General features: G+C 44.7%; 29 protein-coding genes and 1 tRNA gene. 8 read left to right on the top strand and 22 right to left on the bottom strand.

Annotated features, from left to right (window positions below; translation table 11 throughout):
- Positions 1 to 212: 212 nt before the first annotated feature.
- Entirely contained in the window at positions 213 to 482 is a 270-nt protein-coding gene (locus tag GB992_RS05040) for a hypothetical protein (protein ID WP_017261645.1), read from the bottom strand.
- Between the two features lie 128 nt (positions 483 to 610).
- A complete protein-coding gene (locus GB992_RS05045) occupies positions 611 to 2086 on the bottom strand; it encodes an MATE family efflux transporter (RefSeq protein ID WP_161001478.1) in 1476 nt (491 codons plus the stop codon).
- Between the two features lie 167 nt (positions 2087 to 2253).
- Here GB992_RS05045 and GB992_RS05050 point away from each other — a divergent pair, with 167 nt between their 5' ends.
- Positions 2254 to 2607: a DUF1516 family protein gene (locus GB992_RS05050; protein ID WP_161001479.1), complete on the top strand. Its 354-nt coding sequence runs from the start codon at positions 2254 to 2256 to the stop codon at positions 2605 to 2607.
- A gap of 179 nt (positions 2608 to 2786) precedes the next feature.
- Here the strand turns inward: GB992_RS05050 and GB992_RS05055 are convergent, their stop codons facing one another.
- From GB992_RS05055 to folB, 7 genes are all read right to left on the bottom strand, one after another.
- Positions 2787 to 4334: a UDP-N-acetylmuramoyl-L-alanyl-D-glutamate--2,6-diaminopimelate ligase gene (locus tag GB992_RS05055; RefSeq protein WP_161001480.1), complete on the bottom strand. Its 1548-nt coding sequence runs from the start codon at positions 4332 to 4334 to the stop codon at positions 2787 to 2789.
- 149 nt (positions 4335 to 4483) lie between these two features.
- Entirely contained in the window at positions 4484 to 5644 is a 1161-nt protein-coding gene (gene folP / locus GB992_RS05060; RefSeq protein WP_161001481.1) for a dihydropteroate synthase, read from the bottom strand.
- Between the two features lie 14 nt (positions 5645 to 5658).
- Positions 5659 to 6252, bottom strand: a complete 594-nt coding sequence (locus GB992_RS05065; RefSeq protein WP_161001482.1) for a non-canonical purine NTP pyrophosphatase — start codon at positions 6250 to 6252, stop codon at positions 5659 to 5661.
- Positions 6245 to 7582 carry a bifunctional folylpolyglutamate synthase/dihydrofolate synthase gene (locus GB992_RS05070; RefSeq protein ID WP_161001483.1) on the bottom strand — a complete coding sequence of 446 codons (1338 nt, stop codon included), beginning with the start codon at positions 7580 to 7582 and terminating at the stop codon, positions 6245 to 6247. The genes GB992_RS05065 and GB992_RS05070 overlap by 8 nt, the downstream gene beginning before the upstream one ends.
- Positions 7563 to 8144: a GTP cyclohydrolase I FolE gene (gene folE, locus GB992_RS05075; RefSeq protein ID WP_161001484.1), complete on the bottom strand. Its 582-nt coding sequence runs from the start codon at positions 8142 to 8144 to the stop codon at positions 7563 to 7565. The genes GB992_RS05070 and folE overlap by 20 nt, the downstream gene beginning before the upstream one ends.
- 91 nt (positions 8145 to 8235) lie before the next feature.
- A complete protein-coding gene (gene folK, locus GB992_RS05080; protein ID WP_238331051.1) occupies positions 8236 to 8709 on the bottom strand; it encodes a 2-amino-4-hydroxy-6-hydroxymethyldihydropteridine diphosphokinase in 474 nt (157 codons plus the stop codon).
- Positions 8710 to 8711: 2 nt separating this feature from the next.
- A complete protein-coding gene (gene folB, locus GB992_RS05085) occupies positions 8712 to 9077 on the bottom strand; it encodes a dihydroneopterin aldolase (protein WP_161001486.1) in 366 nt (121 codons plus the stop codon).
- A gap of 380 nt (positions 9078 to 9457) precedes the next feature.
- Between folB and GB992_RS05090 the strand changes: the two genes are divergently transcribed.
- The 3 genes from GB992_RS05090 to GB992_RS05100 all read left to right on the top strand — a co-directional run bounded on the left by GB992_RS05090 (position 9458) and on the right by GB992_RS05100 (position 11422).
- Positions 9458 to 9661, top strand: coding sequence for a hypothetical protein (locus GB992_RS05090; RefSeq protein WP_161001487.1), 204 nt, complete (start codon positions 9458 to 9460; stop codon positions 9659 to 9661).
- Between the two features lie 863 nt (positions 9662 to 10524).
- The gene (locus GB992_RS05095; protein WP_017261634.1) at positions 10525 to 10740 is read left to right on the top strand and encodes a hypothetical protein; all 216 of its coding nucleotides are present in this window, start codon (positions 10525 to 10527) and stop codon (positions 10738 to 10740) included.
- Complete coding sequence (locus GB992_RS05100; protein ID WP_017261633.1) at positions 10727 to 11422, top strand: CPBP family intramembrane glutamic endopeptidase; 696 nt, start codon at positions 10727 to 10729, stop codon at positions 11420 to 11422. The genes GB992_RS05095 and GB992_RS05100 overlap by 14 nt, the downstream gene beginning before the upstream one ends.
- Positions 11423 to 11501: 79 nt before the next feature.
- Here the strand turns inward: GB992_RS05100 and GB992_RS05105 are convergent, their stop codons facing one another.
- The 10 genes from GB992_RS05105 to GB992_RS05150 form a co-directional block, all read right to left on the bottom strand.
- Entirely contained in the window at positions 11502 to 11798 is a 297-nt protein-coding gene (locus GB992_RS05105) for a PspC domain-containing protein (protein ID WP_161001488.1), read from the bottom strand.
- 42 nt (positions 11799 to 11840) lie between these two features.
- On the bottom strand, positions 11841 to 12761 hold the full coding sequence (locus GB992_RS05110) for a DUF4097 family beta strand repeat-containing protein (RefSeq protein ID WP_161001489.1): 921 nt from the start codon (positions 12759 to 12761) through the stop codon (positions 11841 to 11843).
- A 2-nt stretch (positions 12762 to 12763) separates the two neighbouring features.
- Positions 12764 to 13399 carry a DUF1700 domain-containing protein gene (locus GB992_RS05115; protein ID WP_161001490.1) on the bottom strand — a complete coding sequence of 212 codons (636 nt, stop codon included), beginning with the start codon at positions 13397 to 13399 and terminating at the stop codon, positions 12764 to 12766.
- Positions 13389 to 13739, bottom strand: coding sequence for a PadR family transcriptional regulator (locus GB992_RS05120; RefSeq protein ID WP_017261629.1), 351 nt, complete (start codon positions 13737 to 13739; stop codon positions 13389 to 13391). Before GB992_RS05120 ends, GB992_RS05115 begins: the two co-directional genes overlap by 11 nt.
- 232 nt (positions 13740 to 13971) lie before the next feature.
- Positions 13972 to 14724 carry an ion transporter gene (locus GB992_RS05125; protein ID WP_161001491.1) on the bottom strand — a complete coding sequence of 251 codons (753 nt, stop codon included), beginning with the start codon at positions 14722 to 14724 and terminating at the stop codon, positions 13972 to 13974.
- Positions 14725 to 14814: 90 nt separating this feature from the next.
- A tRNA-Leu gene (locus GB992_RS05130) sits at positions 14815 to 14898 on the bottom strand.
- Between the two features lie 118 nt (positions 14899 to 15016).
- The gene (locus tag GB992_RS05135; protein ID WP_161001492.1) at positions 15017 to 15217 is read right to left on the bottom strand and encodes a hypothetical protein; all 201 of its coding nucleotides are present in this window, start codon (positions 15215 to 15217) and stop codon (positions 15017 to 15019) included.
- A gap of 10 nt (positions 15218 to 15227) precedes the next feature.
- Complete coding sequence (locus GB992_RS11910) at positions 15228 to 16397, bottom strand: N-acetylmuramoyl-L-alanine amidase family protein (protein ID WP_186337563.1); 1170 nt, start codon at positions 16395 to 16397, stop codon at positions 15228 to 15230.
- A 219-nt stretch (positions 16398 to 16616) separates the two neighbouring features.
- Positions 16617 to 17225: a hypothetical protein gene (locus GB992_RS05145; RefSeq protein WP_161001493.1), complete on the bottom strand. Its 609-nt coding sequence runs from the start codon at positions 17223 to 17225 to the stop codon at positions 16617 to 16619.
- Between the two features lie 5 nt (positions 17226 to 17230).
- Positions 17231 to 18055 (bottom strand): Cof-type HAD-IIB family hydrolase, encoded by an 825-nt coding sequence (locus GB992_RS05150; protein ID WP_161001494.1) that lies wholly within the window; start codon positions 18053 to 18055, stop codon positions 17231 to 17233.
- 238 nt (positions 18056 to 18293) lie between these two features.
- Here GB992_RS05150 and GB992_RS05155 point away from each other — a divergent pair, with 238 nt between their 5' ends.
- The 3 genes from GB992_RS05155 to GB992_RS05165 all read left to right on the top strand — a co-directional run bounded on the left by GB992_RS05155 (position 18294) and on the right by GB992_RS05165 (position 20554).
- Entirely contained in the window at positions 18294 to 19256 is a 963-nt protein-coding gene (locus tag GB992_RS05155) for an NAD(P)-dependent oxidoreductase (RefSeq protein WP_161001495.1), read from the top strand.
- 130 nt (positions 19257 to 19386) lie between these two features.
- The gene (mscL, locus tag GB992_RS05160) at positions 19387 to 19776 is read left to right on the top strand and encodes a large-conductance mechanosensitive channel protein MscL (RefSeq protein WP_017261624.1); all 390 of its coding nucleotides are present in this window, start codon (positions 19387 to 19389) and stop codon (positions 19774 to 19776) included.
- A gap of 142 nt (positions 19777 to 19918) precedes the next feature.
- On the top strand, positions 19919 to 20554 hold the full coding sequence (locus tag GB992_RS05165; protein ID WP_017261623.1) for a deoxynucleoside kinase: 636 nt from the start codon (positions 19919 to 19921) through the stop codon (positions 20552 to 20554).
- A gap of 73 nt (positions 20555 to 20627) precedes the next feature.
- Here the strand turns inward: GB992_RS05165 and pepV are convergent, their stop codons facing one another.
- Entirely contained in the window at positions 20628 to 22043 is a 1416-nt protein-coding gene (gene pepV / locus GB992_RS05170; RefSeq protein WP_161001496.1) for a dipeptidase PepV, read from the bottom strand.
- 145 nt (positions 22044 to 22188) lie between these two features.
- Here pepV and GB992_RS05175 point away from each other — a divergent pair, with 145 nt between their 5' ends.
- A complete protein-coding gene (locus GB992_RS05175) occupies positions 22189 to 23031 on the top strand; it encodes an NAD(P)H-hydrate dehydratase (RefSeq protein ID WP_161001538.1) in 843 nt (280 codons plus the stop codon).
- Positions 23032 to 23095: 64 nt separating this feature from the next.
- On the opposite strand, the gene GB992_RS05180 is transcribed toward GB992_RS05175, so the two are convergent.
- Together GB992_RS05180 and GB992_RS05185 are read right to left on the bottom strand one after the other, a co-directional pair.
- Positions 23096 to 23833, bottom strand: coding sequence for a pseudouridine synthase (locus tag GB992_RS05180; protein WP_161001539.1), 738 nt, complete (start codon positions 23831 to 23833; stop codon positions 23096 to 23098).
- 35 nt (positions 23834 to 23868) lie between these two features.
- Positions 23869 to 26130 (bottom strand): putative polysaccharide biosynthesis protein, encoded by a 2262-nt coding sequence (locus GB992_RS05185; RefSeq protein ID WP_238331034.1) that lies wholly within the window; start codon positions 26128 to 26130, stop codon positions 23869 to 23871.
- Between the last annotated feature and the right edge of the window lie 108 nt (positions 26131 to 26238).

Below are 26238 nucleotides of genomic sequence, written 5' to 3' on the forward strand. Positions count from 1 at the left end.
TAATCACTCCTTATAGCTGGTTGGGATTAACTACTATCATTGTAAGAGATTGCTTTGGGCCTTTTTTTTTTTTTGTTCGGATTAATTATAGAATTTGCCCTTCAAAATAAACTTTCATATTTGATCCCGGTTATAAAAAAGATTCCTGCGGATTATACACCACAGGAATCACTTTGAATTATCTGCTAACAGAACTCACGAACTAGCAGTTATTATTTTTTCTCATCTTCCGCATCATCGGCATTTTCTTCATCCGGATCCGGTTCTGGTACTGGTGCAGCTTTAATGACCTTAATATCACCGTTCTTAACGACGGCACGACGATTCATTTCACTGACAGTCATGCTGTCAGCGTCATTGTAATCATCAATCAATACAAGTGCCGAATTTTCATAAACTTTTTCTAATTCGCCACCGAAATTGTGTTCAAACGGTCCAAACTTTTTCGCAGTGACAACATCACCAACATGTAATTCAGCCATTAATTTCACCTCAATTCCCGTTCTCTTCGGCAAGAAGGTAAACGGGTTATTCTGGTCTTATGCCCAACGCATACGAGTTTGTATATTATCAAAAAAACAACTGGATTTCAAGTCTTATGTTTCGAACTTTAATTATCCTGCTTCGTACTGTGTTGGCCAGCTCGACTTAACCCGTGCGGGGCTTGTGTCGAATTTGGGACACTAATTTCTGTGTGATCACCCGTCCCGGATTCCGCCGTCACTTGTTTAGCCTGCTCATTTTGATCATGCATGTATTGTAAATTATGCAACTGTCGAATAGCACGCAGGTAAGACGGAATCAAAACGATACAGGATCCTAGCCAAGCCAATGGCTCCGCTGATACAGCTCCGGCATAGCCTAAGGGGCCAACTAGGAAAAAGGCCGTGAAAGAACGCATAACGAGTTCCGCAATGCCGGCAAAGGTCGGCATTGCTTGCTGACCAACACCCTGTAACGTGTTACGAATAATGAACAGTACGGCCAGTAACACGTATGAACTGGCAATCACGTTGAAGTAGGTTTGCGACAACCTCATGACAGCTGGGTCATGTCCACTAATAAAGAGGCTCACTAACGCCTTACCGAAGATAATTTCCAACGCACCAATCACAATCGCGAATGAGCTGGATAAAATCAGCGTCTGACGAACACCTTTAATAATACGGTTATACTTACCAGCCCCAATATTTTGGGCCGCAAACGTCGCCATGGTTACGCCAAACGAAGACATCGGCATTGTGGCAATTTGGTCAATCTTGCTGGCCGCTGTTGAAGAAGCAACCGAAGCGGTTCCTAAACTGTTTAAAGCAGCCTGCATAACAATGGCACCAATCGCGATTATTGACATCTGAAAGCCCATCGGTAACCCCGTTGCGAAATGTTCCCACAACTGACCAGCCCCTGCACGCATGTCCTGACGGTTGATCCGCAGCAATGGTACGTGGCGCCAGATGTAAATCAAACATAAACCGGCCGAAATAACCTGAGAAATAACGGTGGCCAATCCCGCACCAGCAACGCCCATATGAAAAATCAGAATAAACGCTAATTCCAACACAACGTTGACGACTGTCCCAACGATCAAAAAGTATAGCGGAGTCCGTGAATCACCCAGTCCACGGATCATGTTTGATAACAGGTTGAAAGCAACGGAGGCAAAGATACCAGCAAAAATAATGGAGATAAAAATTAGAGCATCGTGATAAATTGCTGCTGGTGTCTGCATCAAATGTAAAATGGGATGAACAAACGCCAACGAGAGTACTGTCAGAACAACGGTTACAAACAAACTAATCCAGATGCTCGCCGCAAAACTTTCACGAACACCTTTCAAGTCTCGTGCGCCAAACCGCTGTGCCGTCACAATCGAGAGACCGGCCGTCAGTCCTTGGGCAAACCCGATAATTAGAAAACTAATGGATCCGGTTGAACCAACTGCGGCCAATGCGTTGACGCCCAATGTTTGACCAACGACCAACGTATCTGAAATGTTGTATAATTGCTGAAATAAATTCCCAATAAGTAGGGGCATCGTGAACAAAAATATTAATTTGATTGGATTCCCCTCAGTTAAATCGTGCACGTGACCCCTCCTTAAAATTGTCAGACCCGCTCATTTTTGTGATGCATGTCAAGGCCTGTATAAACATTGATTGTACCGCTTAACGACACGGTTTAACAATGCTAAGATAGCTTCAGTTTCATGTCAAGTTGATTCACTCAAAAAACTTGATTCAGAAAGGAAAAAATATGAATTTTTTAATTGCCAGTCATTTTTGGATTGCCATTTTATTAGTTCTGACAGTTCTCGCTGGCGTGTTCAGTAAAACAGAAAAGCGCGTCAAATGGTGGCTAATGTGGAGCAGGCTACTCTACATGGTGATGATTATCACTGGTTTCATTGCTGCAACCAAGACCTGGTCAACGGTTCCCATTCTCACGATTTTAAAAGGTGCGTTGGCAATTCTGCTCATTGGTGTCGTTGAAATCGTCTTCGCTAGAAAGCAAGAAACCCACGTCACTCCATGGCTGTATGTCGTCCTCGGCTTGCTGTTTGCCGCTACCATTATCCTCGGCTACACCATTTACAGTTTGACTGCCTAATCATCAGAACACAAACAATCCGTACCGTGACAAATGGAAAGCTCGTTTTCATTTGTCATGGCACATAAAGACAGCTCACATTTTTGAAGTGAGCTGTCTTTTTTGTCGCTATCTTATTAGCTTACTTGGACAACAATGGTCCAAGCTTTAGCAATGCTAATCTTACAAACGAGATAATATTACGCTTCAATGTCCGCAATTACTTGTTTGGCAACAGCCATGTCAGTCGGGTATGGTGTGTCTACTCCGCGAATCTTTTGATAAGGATCCTCACCCTTTGCTGCCAACACAACCACATCATCAGCACGACTATCACTAATAGCTTCACGGATGGCAGTTGGTCGATCAATCTGAACGTGAACATCAACCCGGTTGTGATCAATATGTTCATCAATCTGTTGGGCAATGTCAGCAGGATTTTCGAAACCAGGATCATCAGCGGTTAAGTAAGCTACGTCGGCCTCTTCGTTCAACGCTTTACCAAACCCTTCTCGACGCGAAATACCCTTATCACCAGGGCTACCAACCACCACAATGATCCGGCTATCAGCATACTGCTTCCGTAAGAACGACAGCAAAGCTTTGACGGATGCGTAATTGTGGGCATAATCAACGAACACCATCCCGTGATTCTTGGTGGCAACTGATTCAAACCGACCGGGTACCGTGATATCCGGTAATGTTTGCTGGGCTTCGGTAGCTGTCGCTCCAGCTAGACCAGCGGCAATGATTGATGCCACCGCGTTATTTTCATTGTAATCACCAGGCAATGCCAATTGATACTCGCCATCCAAATTCAGTTTGGCTGGCGTTAGATCCGTATGCGACACCGTAAATTTAGCATCCTTCAGGGTATCTTCATTGCTGTGATAGCGGAAGTCGATTGGCACATCAATACTTGGCTTGTAGCCATCACGAGCATACAGATAGATATCCTCAGGTTCTGTCGTCGCCTTAGCAGCCATATAAATATCTTCTAAGTGATCCGTTTCCGCATTAATAATGCACTGGCGAGAATTGACTAAGAGCTGTAATTTACAGTGCAAATAGTCAGCAAACGTTGGGTGCTCGTTGCGCCCGATATGATCTGGCGTGATGTTTAAAAAGATTCCAACATCATACGTCAATCCATACACACGGTTCTTCTTGTACGCCTGTGAAGACACTTCCATGACCAGCGTCGTCATGCCAGAATCAACGGCTTCACGCATATCATGGAATAAATTGAGTGATTCAGGTGTCGTAAGATCAGACTTAAATTCTTGCTCTGGTTTTGGTCCTAAAATCCGGTCAATGGTTGAAAATAATGCGGTATGTTTATTCGTCGTCTGTTGCAGAATGCCTCGCGTAAAGTAAGCAGAGGTTGTTTTCCCCTTCGTCCCAGTGAAGGCCACAATAAATAGATCATCTTGTGGGTAGCAAAAAAAAGCAGCGCTCAACAGTGACATTGCTTTTTGAATATCCGCCACGATAAAGCCAGTGGCCTCGCACTCTTTAGCCGCAACTTCTGAGACATAGGCCGTGACACCCGCATCGACCGCCGTAGTTAAATACTCCGGCTTGAAGTTACCCTTACAGAAGAATAAGCCATTCGGCTTTGCCGTTCGTGAGTCGTATGTGACATCGGTCACTACTAACTGATCATTGGCATTTATCACGTTGGTCAACAAATGGTGCTCACGTAAAATCGTCAAAATTTCTGATGCTGATAATTGTAATTTCGCCATGCGTTCCCAAACTTCCCTTTATCTTTCTTGAATATCCAGTATACACCAGAACTATCAACCAACGCCGCCATTTTTCTTAACAACTAAAGCTTTGACTAAACCTTAAGTATTCTTTTTAGCTAGTTACGACATTGATGACGTACAAAAAGTTACTGATGCATTTCTGTTCTGTCTGGGAACCAGTAACTGCCCTCAATCGTGTCTAGTAACGTGACTAACTGTTTAGTTTCTTCGATATCGTGAACCCGCAGAATACGACCACCGTGCAAATACATATAGGCCTCTGCAATCAACGTTACGGATAGGCGATCTTCCTTTGCCAAACCGAACAGTTTATGACCAAAACCCTTTCGCGAAATGGCAATCATGATCGGTCGTTCAAACGGCAAAAACTGGTTGATGTTGCGCATCATGGTGAAATCCTGGTAGCCATCAGCCACTTTGGCGTACCCAATTCCTTCATCCAAAGCAATCCGCTGCTCATCAATGCCAGCGTGTTTCAGCGCATTCAAATTCGTTTTAAAGAAATCTGTCATTGCCGTCGTTAAATTATCGTATTCGCGGGCACGACTTTCATGCATCGTTAACAAACCAACATTACTCGAGGCGAGTAGCGACAGTTTGTCAGGATTATCAGTAAAGGCGTTAACGTCGTTAATGATATCAACCCCCTCGGCCAATACCGCCCTCATCACCGGTAACTTATAAGTATCAACCGCGATTCCCAAATCAGGATATTGCGTCTTAATGGCCTTAATATAAGGCATAACCCGTTGAATTTCAGTTTCTGGCGTAATCTCCGTAAAGTGAGGTCGCGTCGTCTGACCACCAATTTCAACCACGGGCACACCTGCTTGGGCAAACTCACCAGCCCGTTTCAACACGGAATCCATATCATGGTAGCGGCCACCATCGTAAAATGAATCAGGACTGACGTTTAAAATGCCGTAAATCAGTGGTTTGGCGGTCACATTAAAATCAAAACGCCCTGCTTGCCAATGAATTTCATGTTGCTGCCGAATCGTGCCAACACCTTTTGCCAGCACATTATTATCAAACTGACGACTTAATTGTTGTTCCAAAACTGGCAAAGCGGCCTCATTAACCAATGTTTGCACAGTATTGCCAGCCACTGTGATTACGGCATCAAGATTGCCCATCAAGTTGACCAGTCTGGTTCGATCATCCGCATTATCGAGTTCAAACATCAATGCCAGCTGACGCTGATGTTTGATGGCATCTAGCAAAGCAGCCTCGGCCAGACCATTAGTTTGACTGAGGTCGTCAGCGTTTATTTCTGTAACTTTCATGTCGTATCCTCCCACTATCGCAACTGTGTCAATAATTTAGGCACCGCAATGCCCCTTGGCGTAAACGGAATGCGCGCCTGATTCGGCAGCTGAGCCAGCGTCAGTCCTGTTTTAGAATCCCACATAATCCGATCAAAGCCGACACTGTACTGGCCGACTGGCACAAACGGAATCTGAAACCGGCGCTGCCCTGTCGCCGTGAGCCACTGACCATCGTGACTAAGTACTGTCAGTGTTGTCGTCAACATCGCATGGCGATTCGTTTGTGTGCCCAATAAACGTAGAATGTAACGATTCATGGCCGCATCATCATGCGCATGAGCAGACAGTTCGCGCATCGTTGTCACCCCAAAGTGGTCTGGCAATGCGTCGACAAACAGGCCACTGTCATCGGCTACGACGGTCGCTTCTGGCAAGCGCTGTTGAATAAATGTTGCCTTGCCTTCAGCATTGTTTTTGAAATCAGCAGTCCCTTCTTTGGGAAATTGTAATCGACCAAGATAAGTCCAGTAAGGGCGAATCGTCTGACCAAAAAAAGCAAACGTCCGTGCCAACTCGGCAAATTTTTGTCGATTGTTGGTTGCTGCGACAAATAGTGGATTAGTCATTTAAACCAGCCTCCCGCAACGCCCGGATAAGGTAAAAGCTCCCCGTCACAATCACTGGTGGTTCAACGTTGCATTTGCGCAAACAAGCTAAAGCCTCACGCGCAGTTGCCGTTGAAAACACCGCTACGTCATTTAACTGTAGTTTGGCCAATGTGTCACCCACCATCTCAGTTAATGCATCAATCGGTAGTGCTCGCTGATGCTGATCTGGAACCGTTAACACGACTTGCTTGGCTAACGGCAGCAATTCTGCCAGCATTCCCGCCACGTTTTTATCCGCTAAAAAGCCAAGTACAAACGTAAACCGACGGGTTGGCGCCACCTGCTTTAACAACCGAACCAGCGATTGAATCCCATCTGGATTATGCGCACCATCGACCAACAATCGGGGATGTTTATCGGTCGCCGCTAGCGTCGTCAGTCGCCCAGGCAAGGCTGCCTGATTAAAACCCGTTCGCACGGCATCTTCATCAATGTGGCTGTCATGTTCGGCAACTTGTTTTAGCACCGTCAGTGCAGTGGCCGCATTAGCTAATTGATGCTGCCCAGCCAAATTAAGATGAACGTGATGCCAAATGGTCTTGCTGGACCAGTGAACATCCACCGTTGTGCCATCCAGGCCAAATTGAGGATTATCAAACCATGGCTGTTTACTGGCTAGCATCACTGGCACGTGAGCACGCTTAGCAGTTTGTTCAATAACCGCTTTTGCATCATCACTTTGACCAGGCGCCATCACTACCGTCGTGTTTGGTTTGATAATGCCCGCCTTATTTTGCGCAATCTTTGCAATCGTGTCGCCTAAGATGCGGGTATGGTCCAACGCAATGTGCGTAAACACACTGAACCGCGGGGATGTAATCGCATTAGTAGCGTCCATCAAACCACCGAGGCCAGCTTCGATAATCATCCAGTCCACGTGCTGTTCAGCAAACCACGCCAACGCAATGACAACCTCCCACTCAAAAATGGTTAGTGATGAGTCTTCCGGCACAATTTTTCTGACGATCGGCAACATTGTCTGATACAAACGGACAAAAACTTCTTTGTCAATCATCTGCCCGTTAATCACAATTTGCTCGCGCTGATCAGAGATGGCTGGGCTCGTAAACACGCCGACTTTATGACCAGCAGCAATCAATGTATCTGCCATCAACGTCACCGTTGATCCTTTGCCGTTTGTGCCAACCACGTGAATAATTGGCGCCTGCGTATCGGGTTGTCCAACCGCTGCTAATACCTGACGTAACAGCGGCACACGATCCTCGTCGCCCGCAAGCATTGCTTGATTCATTTCATTAATTAATGTCTCATACGTTAATGTTGCCATGTTCGGCCCTCATTAAAAATTCCTGGCGTAATGCGTTATTTGTTTTAAACTCACCCAAATATGTCGCTGTCTGCGTGACAGAACCCGTCTTGTTAACGCCGCGCATTTCCATACACATGTGTCGCGCAGCAACGCTGACAGCCACTCCAGCCGGCTTCAAAATTTTTTCTAACTCAGCAGCCACCTGGTTCGTAATATTTTCTTGCACCGTTGGTCGGCGGCTGACGTAATCAACGAGCCGAGGAATCTTGCTAAGGCCGATGATAGTCCCGTTTGTGGGCACATAGGCAACACTGACACGGCCAAAAAATGGTAGTAAATGATGTTCACACATCGAATAAAACGGAATTTGGCCGACGACAACCATGTCGGCGTTATCCTCTTCATGAAATAACTTGTAATCCTTAAATGTCGGTTGTTCCAGCGAAGAAAACATCTCTGCGTACGCACGTGCCACCCGTGCCGGCGTTTCGACAAGGCCAGCCCGGTCTGGATCTTCCCCTACTGCAGTTAAAATTTGGCGGACAGCGCCTTCAATTGTGGCTTGTTGTTCATCTGTCATTAATGCGTGTCTCCTTTAAAACAATTTCTAAATAACGAACTTATGTAAGATTGTTAGCCTAATGACTAACAATGCTGATAATTCAAAGATGTTACGATAATTTGTTGATTTGTTGATGATCGTCCGTTTCAGCTAACCAATCACTGACCTGTCTCTGAATTGCGCGATCATCCCCACTAATTTCTAAAATCGGTTCGAGCACAAACCGCCGATTTGGTGCTTCCGGATGTGGCACTGTGAGCGTTTTCGTATTGATGTGTTCATCACCATAAAAGATGATATCTAGATCCATTGTGCGTGGTCCCCAATGGATGAAACGATGACGGTGCTGTGCTTGTTCGATTTGATGAACCAATGCCAGCAAAGATTCTGCCGACCGTTTGGTATCAATGGCAACCGCAGTATTCAGGAAGTTGTCTTGAACTACGCCACCAACGGGTTCAGTGATATAAAAATGAGCCGTTTTCATTGAGACAGTCGAGTGATCCGCGCGCAATTGCGCTAACGCATACAATAAGTGTTTGCGGCGATTACCAACGTTTGATCCCAAACTTAAATAAGCCATAGTCACTGCGCATCACCACCAGCCACTTCAATTTCAACGTTATCAAAGATTCCGGCAATTGGGACCGAATATTTGCGCACGCGGAGTGTAACACCGGTAGCTTCAGGATATTTTTCCTGAAGCATCGTCAACGTGTTGTTAGCCAACGATTCAATTAAGTCGTAGGAATGATTTGAAACGAACGACTCAATATCATCATAAACATGCCCGTAATGAATGGTCGTTGTTAGGTCATCATCATGCACTTTTGTCTCAAGTGGATAGTTCAGTTCAACGTCCATTTCCAGCCGCTGGCCCAGTTTCTTTTCTTCCAGAAAAACGCCATTATACGTATGAAATTGCATATTATTGATACGAATTTTACCCATTAAATAAGTCACGTCCTTAATTAATACGTGGTCCAATATATGATCATGAACCAACGATCGTCTGTGCGAATATCAAGTCTCATCTTATCACATGCACCATCTTAGTGTGGTGCAGTTTGTTTTATCGCCGTTAGGTCGTCATTGTTTGTTTAACAAGTTAGCAATCGAGCCCAACAAAAGTAACGTCATCCGGCCTTATTTTATCGCTATTTTGCGTGTGCTTTTCTAAATGGCGATATACTATAACCATCAGAAGGAACAAGGCTTTCACAGAGGAGCAGCGGTCATGTCGTAATCTTTAATTCCGACCGTCAACGGCGATGTTTCACATCACAATCGTTGATACCGCCATCCTGAGCGGAAGTTAGCGCAGATCAACAGTGCCTCGTGTTGAACGAGCTTGGTTGGTCGCAGTCCTGGAACGTGCTCGTTGTCCAAATCAAACGGTTAATCCGATTGTTGTCCCTATCCCTGCTGTGATGGTCAAGGGTTTCAAACGTCACGTGAATCGGCGCACGGTTCACGTCGTTGACAACCATCGTGCTGAAAGGCCACTGCTAATGAGCCATGGTGAAGGTCGCTGAGGCTCTCACGATGTTAAAACACGTTCGTTCATCAGTGGGCGGCAAAACCACTTGCTGATCAGGATTTGTCCTTCCGTGCCGCCACAGCGAAAGTTGTGGTGGCTTTTTTTGTGAGAGTGTGAACGCCCCCGATTGCAAGTCGAGCAATAACATAAATTGCCTGTTGTGAGGGCGCTCTTTGCCTTTACGGCAGGCAATTTGGGTTATGCACAGGCTTGTGGGGCGTGAACACGTTTATGACAAGTCCCTGGGAGAGACCGAGCAATACTCATTTTGTGTTATGCACAGGTCTCTGGGGCTGGAGCGCGTTATCGCTATGTGGAAGACAACGAGTTTGTAAACATGAACCGGTTTGCAACAATATAAAAGTGTAAAACATCATGTAGACAAACACGCAATTCAGTACCTCTCCCTCATAATTCACCTGATTACACAGGCACATTAATCGCCCTTCTTCTCCAAATTAGATTACACTAACCTCAAGAAGGAACACCAAGTGATGAAAGTCGGTTGAGTCGTTTGACAAAAGATCGACCACCACATGGCGGACCCGTTTTAAGCTAAACTGGCGCAACGGTTCATATCCTGCTTAGGTAGGATGCAGGCCAATGCAATGGGTTGGCAAAGTAGCGGGCAGTATCCTTCAAATCGTACTCGGCGGACAGTCTGGCACTCATTAGGCTGCCCGCTTTTTTCTGATAAAAATTGATAGTAAGAAAGATTTAACAAACATGGCCCACATAGTCAGTGGAGGGCGGCAGCGTTTAAATGTTGACAACCACAAGTGACATCATATCTATGTCCTATGATGTTCAAATCATCACTGTGATACAATTGGACCATCTTAATTCGAGGAGTTTGCTATGCAAAGAATTCTGTCCAGCAGCATTATCGTACTTGCCATTGTCATTTTCGGCGGCGTTGTGTGGCTCACTGAAGCCCAACACCTAACCGGCGTCACCCTTTTCGCCTTGTGGATTGGTGCATTCATCTTAACAACCGTGTTGGTGACCCTCATCAAGGTTTGGCAGCTACGTTTGCAACAAACAAAAGACGGAGGTTCCGATGACAAACGATAATCGACCGTTTTTATTTTCGTGGTTGCCGCGCGTTTTGGAAGTGGCATCACTTTGGATTATGGTTCAACTGCCTCCTACCATCTTGGCCTTTGCCAGTAAGACGACGTTTGCCAACGCTAGCGGGTACATTCTCCTCGCTGCTTTCTGGGGGTCCTTCCTGATCTGCATTTGGATCGCCTACCGTCGCTTTCGCCATTGGTCTGGTGAACGGTTGTTCCATGATTTTAAGCTAAGAGACATTGGGGTCGCTATCTTGGCCTATCTGGCCATCATCTTTAGTGAAGCTATATTAATGCGCCTCCAACAGGTGCTGTACCACACACAATCGACTGAAAATAATCAGGCAATCAGTTCCATTATGAAAACAAGTCCAGTGGCCATGGTTGGCTTCGGCGTATCGGCCGTATTGCTAACACCTTTTTTAGAGGAACTCGTCTTTCGCGGTGTCATCACCAACATTTTTTTCAAACGAAATAACCTGTGGGCTAAAGTGTTACTGTCTGGCGTGTTATTCTCCAGTGGCCACATTTCCGGCAATCCAATCAGTTTCCTGCTCTACTTTATGATGGGCGCCATTTTAGCGTTTACGTACCAAAAAACACACAAACAATTTAATTCCATCATGGTTCATTTCATGATTAACGCAGTTGCGATTACGCAACTCCTTAGCATGATGCATTAGATTCAGATTACTAAAAAAGACCGCTAACACCTGACAGTTCGTCAAGCGCTAGCAGCCTTTTTTATACGATGACAATTAATTATTGATCGTCGTGTTTCTGTTTGCTGTCTGGATCCGTGAATTCGCCATCGAATGAATTGCGATGCTCGTCTTCTGTTCGTTCATAAGATGCATCCGCTGAGAAATGGTGCCCCTCAGCGTCGGGCATAACCAGCGCAGCAATCGCATAAGCAACAATACCAGGGCCAAACGAAACGGCAATCAGAATCCCGCCGATCACCCGTGTCAAGGCGATGTCCCAACCAAAGTACTCCGCAATACCACCAAAGACCCCCGCCAGAACCTTATCATTAGACTTCGTTAATTTCTTTTTCATCGTTAATCATCCTCCCCGTTATTCGTTTGATTATCGTTAATTTCATTGTACGGAATTTTTACCGTCATTGGTAGTTAAGTGCATAATGTCTGGCACCGTTTCATTTTGTTGCAATGTGCCGCCATCTTCATTGTGTTGCTCAAACAACTTATTCTCATCGTCGCCATGAAGAATATAACCCTTATTCCGATCAGCGTTAACAATCTCATTATCGCCGTCATCGTTGGTTACATTAACGGCACCGGTAAACCCACCATTTGTCATGTTGAACGTACCGTCAGTCAGTTGAATGGAGCCTTGGTTCAATTGAACATCTCGTAGACTAACCGCACCATCATCAGTTTTAATGGATGGTGTGTTTAGTGTCATCCCCGTCACATAAAGATTCCCGTCATGACTATTCACTTTCAGTGGCTGTGTGACTGTCATGTGCTCCAGCATCACGTCATCATGAGCGCTGATACTGACTGTATCTGCTGAAACATCAGTAATCCGGATGGCGCCTTGACGTTCTTTAATACTAATGTTGTTGAGCTTAGTGCCCCGTGGAACCGTCACAACAACGGTCCGGTCGGGGTGTTTAGACTCATAGAATGTTCCAAAACCAAACGTACCTTCAGGATTGTCACCAAAACTCCAGCCGGTCATCGAATTGTCTGCACGTTTTTGTTCGATAACCAGTTTGTGCCCCACCGATCTAACTGTTGGCATGGCTTTTTTAGTACTGCTAACTTGGACACGAGCGGTGTCGCCTTCCTTGATACGAATCTGATCGCTTTTCAAGTCGACGCTTATCGCGTCAAAATCCTTCACTTTCTTGCTGACTGTTTGCGTTGTTCTTAGTTCTGGTCGTCCATGATGATTAAACGTAACGTCTTTAAAACTGTGGGTAAAAGCACCGGCAGCAACCATGATCAAACCAACGATGAGCACTGCGATGCCAATTTTTAAAGTTCTCTTCATGATTAATGATCCCCCTTCGGCTGTTGACGCCGATTTGAAAATTTACGGTACAAGAAGCGAATAAAGTTTGCAGAAATCTGGATCAGGAAACGAATGATGTAATAGCATAACGGGATCAAAATCAAGATGACACCAACACCAGTCAGACCAACGCCCAAGTAGGCAATGCCGACAAAGAAGTTTGTAAAGACCATGTAGGCACCGGTGTACAGTGAGACGCCAGCGACCGCAATAGCACCACCAACCAAGGCCACTGCTACAACAATCCCGGACCCAATGAGTGCAACCATGACGACGACTACGGCGAACAGCACAGCAACGATTGCAATGGCCGCCGGAATGGTCACTGGCGTTGACAGAATCGCCAAAATAATCATCCATACCATGTTGGCATTGGAACGTGGTGTTCGTCGCTCGCCCTTTTGTTCAGCTGTCTCATTTTCCTTAATGGAGTAGTCGGCGAGTACTTTGCGAGCCAGTTGTTTCGGTGTCCCCAATTTACTAACGATGGCATCCCCCGATGTCAGGTTAGCGTCTTCCACATATTCCGTATAAAAATCCATCACGTCTGCTCGTTCGCTGTCACTTAACCCGTGCAAACGTCGTTGTAGTTCTTTTAAGTAGGCGTCAGTTGTCATCAGTTGTCCCCTCCGTTTTGTTTTGCATGTGCGCTGGTGGATTAAAAATGCCATCTAGGCTGTCTTTATACGCATCCCACTCATGCAGAATCTCTTTTAACCGTTTCTTGCCGGTTGTCGTGATTTTATAGTACCGTCGATTGCGGCCTTGAAATGGTTGATCATACGTCGTCAACCACGCTTCCTTTTTTAACCGACGGAGCACTGGATACATGGTCGATTCAGAAACTGTGATGGATGATTGGATGTGTTGTGTTAATGCGTAACCGTATAGATCTTCTCGATCCAGCAACGCAAGCACCATCCCATCTAGCAACTCTGTGCTAACTTGAATGCTCATGAGCCTGGCCTCCTAACTGAAGCGTTGTGTGCTTTAAACATATTTGGTCTCCTACTTTGTTTGTGACTATATTATATGTCGTATAATATAAAAGTCAACACAATATCGTTTAAAAAATCGTTTCTCACTATTTCTGCATAAAAAACTCGTTTTGAATTCACCATCGTCAACGTTTAGGATTGTTCTTTTGGAAAATAAAAAGGGTTGCATCAATTATCGATGTAATCCTTAATTAGTCCTCACGTTTGATAAACGTATTTAATTCTCTGATTTCTTGTTGCATTAACTGGTTTTCTTCGTGCAACTGTTTAATTTCCCGTAACAGTTCATCGTTCGAGACTGCTGTTTTACGCTGACTCCTTTTAGTAAAATAGGTCGTCAACGTGCTAGTCAGCATGCCAACAAAACCGACTTCAATCAGCATTAATGTGATTGCCACGACTTTGCCAATGACAGTATGCGGGGAAATATCACCGTATCCTACCGTTGTGGCGGTCGTAATCGCCCACCATAACGCATTGCCAAAGGAAATCTTTTCAACAGTGGCGTACACCGAAGCAGCAACAAGCAAAATTGCAATACTGGCATAAAGCAAATAAATGAATCCATTTGTTTGCAAGAAATTCCTAAGCTTATCCTGCAGTTTGCCAATAATACCAGCCATTCGAAATATCCGTAATAAACGAATTATCCTAAAAATACGGGCAAAACGAAACAGATTAAACACAGCATTAACGGGAATAATCGCAAGTAGATCCATTACATGCGCTTTGAAATACTGCTGCTTTGATGTTGCACTGAAAAGACCAACGATATAATCAACAACAAAAATACACCAAATGGCAGTATCAATAATTGAATATGGTGCCAAAGATAAGTTAATTTCACCAGTAAGATCGAAGAGCGTTAGCACCACAGAGATAATCGCCAAAACAATGATGAATAGCTGATAAAATTGACTAAAAATTCTGCTTTTAGATTTCATAACACACTGCTTTCTGCATAAAAAGACCGTCTCTGTATGCCAATAAATTAACACATAGAAACGGTCTTCTTATAACTGAATGTTTTCTTATGCCCCTGGCTGGATTCGAACCAGTACTCACCAAGGTGAACAGCGACCTGAACGCTGCGCGTCTGCCAATTCCGCCACAGGGGCATGTTAATGGCTATTCGCCCTCAACAAGATACTAGTTTACACGACCTCCACTCTGACGGCAAGCGCTTTTTATGCAAAACCACATTTAGGAGAACAAAAAGCTGTGTAAAAAATCTAACTAAGCATAGGCCTGTCCAGAACTTATTATATTCCAACCGGATACATTACCGTTAGTTGCCATAACGCCATTATCGTACATATAATACCAAGCACCACCGATCCATTGCCAACCCGTAACCATGAGACCGCTGTAATTCATGTAATACCACTCATTATTGATTCGTTGCCAACCTGTGGTCATTACACCGTTGCTGGACATATAATACCAGCTACCTAAGACCACTGTAATTCATGTAATACCACTCATTATTGATTCGTTGCCAGCCTGTGGCCATTACGCCGTTACTATACATGTAATACCAGGCACCGTTAATCCGCTGCCAACCAGTGGCCATTACGCCGTTGTTATACATGTAATACCAGGCACCATTAATCCACTGCCAACTAGTAGCCATTACACCGTTACTATACATGTAATACCAAGCACCGTTGATCCATTGCCAGCCGGTAGCCATTACGCCATTGCTATACATGTAATACCAGGCACCGTTAATCCACTGCCAGCCCGTTGCCATTACACCGTTGTTATACATATAATACCAGGCGCCGTTAATCCACTGCCAACCAGTGGCCATTACACCGTTGTTATACATGTAGTACCAAACACCATTGATCCATTGCCAGCCTGTAACCATTACACCTGAGCCATTAAAATAATACCAAGCACCATTGATCCATTGCCAACCGTACGCTGTAGCACCATTTTGAAGCACGTATTTCCACTGATTGTTGTTATTTGACCAACCCGTTGCAGGCTCAGCAGGCCACTTTGGCTCACTAACCGTCGTCATGCTAGGTATTTGTTCAACACTCTGCGCCATCAACCAAGACGGATAGTACCATTCACTTTTTGGACCGCTTGTTAATGAAGATGTGTAGTTTGCATAATCATTAATTGCATTTATTTGTGTTTGTGTAAACTGACTACTAATTTTGGAAATCACTAACGATTGTACAAGAAAAATCGAATTCACATTCGTTGTAACGGCAACGCTCGAAGCATCGACATACGGATTCAATAAATTTTTTCTGTGACCAAAATCATTTTGTTTGTCAGTTGTAATCCCAACATTGTTGGAATCATCATACAAGGAAAAAAGCAAAGTTCGTGCGACTTGCTCATTCGATAAGCCATCGCTCACATTAGTCAGCTGAGCAATGTTAGAAGCCGCCATTAAATAACCGGCAGATCCTATTTCCTGCGCGTCTGTGGGATATTGCCCATTTATTTTAGAGGCGCTTGTATTAATGTGACTAATACCTGCGCCAGATGAATCATATTGAACCTGCCTGTTTACTTCGGCCACTGTGTACTCAGACAAACTTAGGCCGTTTATTCGACGAGTATCATTCTGGCCGTCCAAGTTAGTTAAATTCACTTCTCCGTTCGCCTGTCTCAATAAATTCACGTCTCTGAAGAAATCCGACTTAATTTCTGAGATGTCTTCTGAACTAAAGCTACGCGATGCATAAACTCGCTGAAGGTTACCCATAACTATTAGTAAAGATGCCAAAAACAATGAAAAGAATACCTTAACCACCAAATTTAACCTTTTGCTCAACTTCATTTTTCTCCCTTCATGATTAACACAAATCTGTTAAAAACGCTCGTCCGTATACGCTTCAAACAGTGCCTGCATATTCACGCAGACGCCTGCACCAATGCGAATATAATTAATCTCATCCAGCTTCATGTCCAACTGCCAGGCGTCACTTAAATCCCACGGGTTCAAATAATTAAGGGCCAATGTGTCACCAACAAAGTCACCTAAGAAACCAGTGAAATCCGCATCCTCTGCCGTCTCGTCATCAATTTGACGTAACGTTCCAAGATTAATGATCCACTTGTGGGTAAGCGCTGTTTGCAATGCCGAGGCTAGTAAATGATCGGGATTAAGCGTCAATGTATCTGTCCACTGTGCAATCTGCCATGGGTCTTCACGATGTTGAGCAATGGCCGTTTGTTGCCAAACTTCCGTGCTCCGCAAATAATCGGAACGTAACAAGATCTTAGAAATAAATGCCTTCTGAATGATTTGTATGCCGTTTACAGCACCGTTAGGATCAATCACCCGCAAACACACTGAAGTCGCATCTTGAGCCATCACGTAACCGACGGAGAAGGTTTCCTCATCTATAAAATTATAAATCGCAATTAATAAACCACGGTCTTGGGCCGTGGCCAGTTGTGTCTCAATATCTGTCATTCACGTTATCCCTTCAGTACATACTCATTAACTAATTCGGCAATCGCGCCGTCATCGTTGGTGGCCTTAGTTTGTACATCAGCCTGTTTGGCAACTTCTGGAACAGCATTGGCCACCGCGACGCCAACACCAGCCGCCTTGATCATCGGCAAATCATTAAAGTTGTCGCCAACAGCCATCGTATCTTCATGATCTACACCCAGTAAATCAGCTAGTTGCAACAAGGCGCGGCCCTTGTTCACGCCCTTCTTGTTGAACTCAATGTAACGACCGGATGAAAAGGTCACGTCCACGCCATCACCATAAGTGGCCATAACGTGGTCTGCCAGTTCGTGCTGACGCTTAACATCCGGTGTTTCGAAAATCACCTTCATAATTGGGCGATTCTTCAAAAAATCAATGTCCGGCTCTTCTAATTTGGTAAACGGAACCTGGCGAGACGCCATATAAGCGGCATCCGTTGGTGTTTGGTGATAAATATAGAGCTGATCCAATAAGTAAACATGACAACTGACGTGATCAAACGTCCGCCCGGCATCAAATACGCCTTTTGCTAAGTTAAAGGGAATGCCATTAGTCGCAATCACACGGTCATGTGCATTTTCCAAAATAGCGGCTCCATTATAAGAAATTTTATATTGGTGCGGCTGTTGTGCTAGTCCGAGATCAACTAAATTATCCTCAAAGGATTCATAACCGCGACCTGAATTTGGTACAAAATAAACGCCCGCCTTAGTAGCAGCTTTGATGGCGTCAATGTTTTTCTGATTTAATGAACCATCCGTATCCAATAATGTTTCATCCAAATCACTCGCAATGATTTTAATCACAGTATGTCTCCCATCAGATGGGTCATCACTTTAATATGCCAAGTCTGCCCCATCACTCTTCTTAAACGTACACCCACCCGCTACTGTCATAAGCTAAAATGACGGTTGGCGGCGAGCATTACTTCTGTCACTACCATACCGAAAAAAAGGCGGTTTGACAATCATGTAAACGATTTCTAAACGGTGTAAGATGAAGTTAGTATGATTCACTATATTTGTATAGAAGGAAGTCTATGACATGGCAAACGTTTATTTATCAGCTCAATTTCCTGACAAGGCCCAGCAAATGTTGACTGAGGCTGGTTTAACCGTTAACAGTTATGACGGCAAAGGACTCGTTGATCGCAAAGCACTAGCAAAGAACCTCGAAACAGCAGATTACTTAATTACCTCGCTGTCTACAATGGTCGATGCTGATTTAATCCAGGCGGCTCCCAAACTAAAATTAATTGCTAACTACGGTGCCGGTTTCAACAACATCGATGTTCAGGCGGCAAAACAGCGTCGTATTCCTGTCACCAATACCCCAGTTGTCTCAACCGTTTCAACGGCAGAATTGACGGTTGCCCTGATTCTAAGCACCCTACGTCGCGTCGCTGAGGGTGATCGTTTGATGCGGACAACTGGTTTCTCTGGCTGGGCACCACGCTTTTTCCTTGGCCACGAACTCAATCAAAAGACCGTTGGTATTATCGGGATGGGTGGCATTGGTCAAGCTGTCGCAACACGTTTAAATGCATTTGGCATGCACATTATTTACACACAGCGCCACCCGTTGGCGAATGGCCAGGAACTGGCCTTAAACGCAACCTACGTGACTATGCCAGAATTGTTGAGCCAATCGGATGTCGTCACCATCCATGCACCATTGACCGACAATACACATCACCTTATTGATGCGACTGCCATTTCGCAAATGAAGCCTAGCGCCGTTCTCATTAACGCTGCTCGGGGTCCCATCATCGACGAGACCGCCCTGCTTAAAGGATTACAACAACACCAAATTGCCGGAGCTGCTCTGGACGTCTACGAAAATGAACCTAAGGTTGCTGAGGGTTATAAAGCACTGGAAAATGTCACTTTGACGCCACATATTGGTAACGCAACGGTTGAAGCCCGGGATGCTATGGCAACCATTGTGGCAGAAAACGTCATTGCAGTCGAACACGGTGAGCAGCCTAAGCACATCGTCAACGCTTGAGTTTACACAATTAATTTTCTAAAATTTATTTTATCGTATGTGGCAACGCCCCTTTTATGCACGCAAAATGTTCGCTAAAATATGAATTAGCGTTTGTTATTGCAATTTACATATACGGAGGAAGAGACACATGTGGAAAGAGTTTAAAGCATTTATCACCCGTGGGAACGTGATTGATTTAGCTGTTGGGGTTATTATCGGATCTGCTTTTACAGCGATTGTTAAATCACTGGTTAGCACCTTAATCAATCCGTTGATCGGGATTTTCATTGGCGGCATCGATTTTTCAAAAATGGCCTACACGGTTGGCTCCGCCAAGTTCAAGTATGGCAGTTTCATTAATTCGGTTATTTCCTTCTTAATCACCGCGTTTGTCGTGTTCTTATTGGTTAAAGCAATTAATAAGATCATGCCAAGGAAGGAAGTTACACCGAAAGAAACCAAAACTGAACACCTACTGATGGAAATTCGTGATGAGCTTAAGGCATCCAACAATCATGACGAAGGACCGCAAGCCTAAATTTTTTTATGGCGTCGAGTTCACAGCTCGGCGCTTTTTGATGGTTACAATTGACTAAGTTGTTTGCAATAGATGCAGTATGACAAGCCAAAATGTTGTACCATATGTTGTAGCGCTAAAAAACTTGAGCGAGGAGATATCCATGGTGATAATTACCGCAGGAATGATTGGGGTTGGTAAAACAACTCTTACAGGCTTAATTGCAGACCACTTACATACCAAGGCGTTCTTTGAACCCGTTGGTAACAACCCAGTGTTGCCGCTTTACTACAAGGATCCTAAACAATACGGGTTCCTATTACAGATTTTCTTTTTGAACAAACGTTTTTCAATGATCAAGAAAGCATTGGCAGATGATAACAATGTGCTGGATCGCTCGATTTATGAAGATGCCTTGTTCACCAAAGAAAATAACAAGGAAGGTAACATTTCAGATACTGAACTCGAAGTGTACCTCAACCTTTTAGACAACATGATGAATGAACTTCAGGAATTGCCTAAAAAAGCGCCTGATTTGATGGTCTACTCAGAAACCGATTTTGAGACCATCCTGTACCGAATCAAAAAACGTGGTCGTGACTATGAACAATTCGACAATGACCCTGCCCTGCGTGACTACTACTATAAAATGTGGTCAGCTTACAAGGAATGGTATCGCGATTACGATGCCTCTCCAAAAATGAAAGTTGACTTACAAAAATACAATCTTGAAGATCCTAAAAACGTCACCGAAGTTCTTGGTGAAATCGACGAACATTTGAAGAGTATCCGCAATTAAACCAAAATACCGACCAGAAAGATTTCAACTTTCTGGTCGGTATTTTTATTACTTATGTTGTGCGAAACGCTAACTAGTCATCCGTTTGGGCGGCCAATTCAGCAATTGATTGCGCGTAAATCGCTGAAGCACGATAGATATCATCAACTGGAATAAATTCGTTTGGCTGATGCATCGTGTCTTGAACGCCAGGGAACATTGCCCCAAATGCTACCCCACGTTTCATCAAACGGCCGTAAGTGCCACCGCCCACAACTTCTTCTTTAGCTGGCAAACCGGTTTGATCATGGTAAACATTGAGCAACGTCTTTACAATGGGATCTTCTGGAGAAACGTAATGTGGTTCCATCGCGCGTCCGGCAACCGCTGTTCCATGATGCATTTCGGCACCTTTGACAACAGCAGCTGTGATTTCTTCTGCAGACGTGTTCTTTGGATAACGGAAGTTCAAGGTTACTTCACCATGATTATCCTTAAAGTTCATAATCCCAATATTCATCGATAACGCACCCATCACGTCATCAGTAATCTTAACGCCTAAATGGGCGCCAACAGTGTCGTCGTGAACATCATCTGCAATAAATTGAACAAAGTTAGCTGCCGCACCATCAAATGTTTGCGTCGCTAAGAAGGCGCCTAGATAAGTTCCAGCATTGATTCCGTTTTCAGGCCATGCGCCATGTGAGGCTTTCCCATCAACATGCAAATGAATGCCATCGCCATCAGTGGTGACTTCGCCGGTAACTGGTGCTTTATCCAAAAAGGCAGTGAAAGCAGCAACAAATGCTTCATTGTCACTGCTGGTCACAACAGCATCAGCTTCAGCAGGCACCATGTTATCACGTTCACCAGAGGCAAACGAAACTAACGTGTTCACTGTATCCGCATTTTGATCACCATCGAAACTAGCCTTTAATGTGATATTCCCTTTTTCACCGTTGATAATTGGGAATTCTGCATCCGGAGAAAAACCAAGTGTTGGCGCTGGTTCAACTTCAAAGTAACGGGTCATCCCCGTCCAATCTGATTCTTCGTCTGTGCCGACAATGAAACGGATTTTACGTTTGAGTGGCAAACCTAATTCAGAAACAATCTTCAGGCCATAGTAAGCAGCCATCCCAGGTCCCTTGTCGTCAGACGCACCACGGGCGAACAACTTACCGTCTTTTATGGTTGGTGTAAATGGATCGGTATCCCAACCTGTTCCAGCGGGCATTTCGTCCACGTGTGCTAAAACGGCCAATGTTTCTTTTGCATCAGGATCACCTAGTTCAACGTAACCAACAACGTTATCAATATTTTTAACGCGGAAGCCGTCACGTTTAGCAATGCCCAAGAACGTTTCCAAGCCAGCCTTAGGACCAGGGCCTAAAGGTGCATCATCGGTGGCTTTGCTGTCATCACGAACACTGGGCACCTCCAACATCGTTTGCAGATCCGTCATTAGATCCGCTTTTCGTTTATCAACTTCTGCTTTCCAATCAGTCATGCATCGTCTCTCCGTTTCTTCATTAAGGTTGAAGCACTAGTTATAGTCTAGCATATCCACCCTCTCACGGCTCCTGTTTTAGCCCGCTGTTTTGCCAGGACATGCTATACTTTATGAAAGCGGACCAAGGAGGTTGCTTATGTCCATTCAACCAATAACAGAAACAATTTTACGTCAAACAATTCAGCCACGTCCTGAAAATAGCCATAAGGGCACATACGGCAGGTTAACTTTAGTCGGCGGTAATGCTCAATTTGGCGGCGCCATCATCATGGCAACAACTGCTGGCATCTATTCCGGCGCTGGCTTGACCACAACACTGACCGATCCCGTTAATATCACAGCGTTACACGCCCGTATGCCGGAAGCAATGGTGACCGATTTTCACGATGAGACAACCCTAACCGAATTGATCAGTAACGCCAACAGTATCGTTGTCGGCCCTGGACTCGGTTCAGATGAAGCGGGGTTAACTGCCCTTAGACGCGTGTTTGCGACCGTTCAACCACAACAATCACTCACAATTGACGGTTCTGCCATCGATTTAGTGGCCAAACACGATCTGCCATTGCCAAACGCTAAACTTGTGTTCACACCTCACGAAATGGAATGGCAACGGTTATCCGGCATCACAATCAAGGATCAAACCCCAGACAATAATCAACAAGCTGTCGCAAAACTTGGTGGCATTGTTGTCCTTAAAAAACATCATACTCAAGTCTACGCAGGCCACCAAATTTTTGAGAATCCTGGTGGCACACCTGCAATGGCCACTGGCGGAATGGGTGACACTCTGGCTGGCATGGTTGGTGGCTTCGCTGCTCAATTTGCGGACCAACTCAATGCCGTCTTGTCAGCCGTTTATATTCATAGCCAGATTGCTGACGACTTGGCGCACAATGCCTACGTTGTTCTACCGACACAAATCAGCGAAGAAATTCCTTGGTATATGAAACAATACTCGTTACCCCAATCTACTAAAATATAAAAAATGAGCATCACTCAACCGCCAATTCTTGGCAGGTCAAAGTGATGCTCATTTTTTTATTGATTTAATCCTGAGTGAGGTCAGCCGCTGCCTTAAGCGCGTTAACTTCATCCTCTGATAGTGCCCGATAATGACCCGGCAACAATCCCGTGGACAGTTTAAGCGGCCCAAATGATAAGCGTTCCAGCCGCACGACCCGTTGTCCAAAGCTACCAATCATCCGTTTGACCTGATGGTACTTACCTTCTGTCAAGGTAAGCTGAATCGTTGTTTGATCCAATACTGAGTCATATGCGCCCAATTTCATATCAGCCGGTTTCAGCACTGTACCGTCTTTTAACGTAACGCCTGCTGCAACTTGGGCAACATCATCTTCAGTCAGCGTTCCAGTCACAATGGCCTGATAAACTTTCGTCACGTGATGTTTAGGATTGGTCAACCGATGCCCTAACTCACCATTATTCGTAATCAACAATGCCCCAGTTGTATCTTTATCCAAACGTCCGACCGGGAACAAATCATCACGATAGTCAGCTTTATTAAACAGATCCATTACTGTTTGTGCTGCCTTATCTGTAGTCGCCGTCACCACTGCGACAGGTTTATTCAACAAAAAGTAAAAATAACGTTGGTAGACAACACGTTGACCACCGACTAAAACAGTATCATGATTCGGATCAATCGATTGACGTGCTTGTTTAGCAACATTGCCATTAACTTCAACGTGTCCATCACGGATAAGCGTGTGCGCTTCACTACGCGTTGCCACCCGCATTTCTTTCAAGTATTTATCTAAGCGAATGCCTTTGGACACAATGTTACCTCCGAAACTATCAATTATTTAATGTGAAGACGTGTGCGAATCCGTTCCACCCGGCTACCAAGCATTTTATCTGCCAGTCTAAACCGCAAACTAAGGTAAGCATATGCACCACCACCGAGAACAACAGAAATCAACAATTCAATGAACGCCGTTACTTTGAACTGCGTGTTCATAACGTGATCGATACCCCAAACAGATAATCGGGCCACAATATACGTAACTAACGAGAACACAATAATTTGATTGAGTCGATGTAAAAGACCATCCCAGTCGATATCAAAATGCCGGTTCAAATTACGTAAGATTAGTACACTGGAAACAGTGAAACCAATCAACGTTGCAGCCAACGGTCCTAATGGTTGTGCCAATGCCACCATTGGAAATTGAAGTACCATTTTGACAATCAAACCAACCACCATATACCAGATAACTGCCTTATTTTGATCAACGCCTTGCATAATTGTCGACAACACTGTAAATAAACCAAACAAAACAGATAAATACGATGAAAATTCAAGAATTAATGAACCGGCCAGTGAGTAATGGTAAAAGAATGTGTAGAGTGGCACAGAAATAGCAGCCATCCCCAAGGCAGATGGGATCATGATGAAGCTGAATAGTTCTAACGTAAAGTTGATCTGCCGACTAGTCGAAGCACTATCCTTTAGCGTATGCGCTTCAGTTAACATCGGGATTGCAGTGGCCGCTAACGCGGAGGCTAACGATACTGTAATCATAATGATTTTGTTGGCATTGAAATCAAAGTAAGCATACAGCGTGTTTTGAACGGCATAGCTTAAGTTTGAAGTCACGTGCATGATTCTAAAGAACGTGCCCTGATCAAATAACTGATAAATAGCAATGGCACTTGGCACAATGGTAAACGGAATTGCCTGCCAGATAATCTGTTTTAGCAGTTGACCAGTTGTAATGACCAAGCCGCCCTTGGCGTTTTCAATCTTTTTATGGAAATACTGACGATGACGCCACATTTCATAAATTAATACGGCAATACCAGCAACAGCCCCCAGCCCTGCCGCAAATGTCGACTGGACAACAGCACGTGGCCAATTGTGTGCTGGTGCCGACCCAACCTGCATAATCAGATAGGCCGTTAATAACATATAAATGACTCGCACGACTTGTTCCACAAACTGAGAAATCGCGCTCGGTGCCATCATGTGATATCCCTGGAACATCCCCCGCATCATCGATAATGTTGGGAAAACAAACACCGCAAGGGTCAATGACCGTAATACTGGGATGACGTTTGGATCACCAGTAGTTAGTGATTGCGTTGGTGCCATAAACCACAGCAACGCAGCAGCCACTAATCCCGTAACCAGTGATAGTAATAAGCCACGTTTGAACAAACGGTAGCCGACCCCATACTCATTCAAAGCATTATAGTGGGCAATCAACTTAGAAATGGCTGCTGGAATCCCAGCAGTAGAAATCATTAAGACAATGGAGTATACGTTATATCCCTTTGAAAACAGCGCGTTGGCCTGATTGTAAAATGTGCCAAACCAAGCAACCCACGGAATAATGTACAGCGCGCCTAATACTCGCGATGTGATACTGGCTGCCGTCATCCATCCTGTACCACGCAGAATCTGCTCTTGGTCAGATACGGCTCCCGATTCAAATCCCGGTCGTTCAACAATCTCACCGAGATCTTCGCTGTCGCTACTATCGTCTTTCGTTTGAGCAGATGTTGTTTCTTCATGGACAACAGGAATGGTCCGTTCTAAAGGAACCGCTTGGGAACCCTCAGCATTACGCGTATCCCCATCAGTATTAGCCATCGCCGACTCTGCTGATGAATCAGGATAAGCCGTCCAACGACTCGAAACTAAGTGAAGTGGCTTTTCTTCTTTCTCAACCTCACGTTCGAGTTCAGTCTCTGATTGAGCCTTTGATTGCAATTCGGCTTTCACATCAGATGCTGCACTTGTGTTTTCTTCAACAATTTCAGATTGAGCACTGTCAGCAACATGTTTGTCCTGTGCGCTCGACTTCAACTGTGTAAGATTCGATACTGCAGCAGTCGAATCAGCAACCATATCACTGTCGGAAATGTGACTCGTGGATGCAGTAACTGATTCATTCTGAGGGCTAACTGTTGCTGTTGAATCGGCCATTGAAGAAACTTCCGATTGGCCCCCCTGCAAATGCAGTTTGCTTAGTAATGCTTCACGACGTTGGCGCCGCCGATACTGCTTTCTGGTCGGAATTGCCTGACTATTTTCGTTTTGTGGATCTTCCTTTGACATAAAAACTCTCAATTCTTTTTTCGATTTGGATAGTTTCCAACATGCGTAAATTGTTTTCTTAAACTATTAGTGTACCGCGTTGTAGCAATTTCAAACACCTTAAATGCC

It is taken from the genome of Furfurilactobacillus milii, assembly GCF_009863985.1.
GTDB classification, from domain to species: Bacteria; Bacillota; Bacilli; order Lactobacillales; family Lactobacillaceae; genus Furfurilactobacillus; species Furfurilactobacillus milii_A.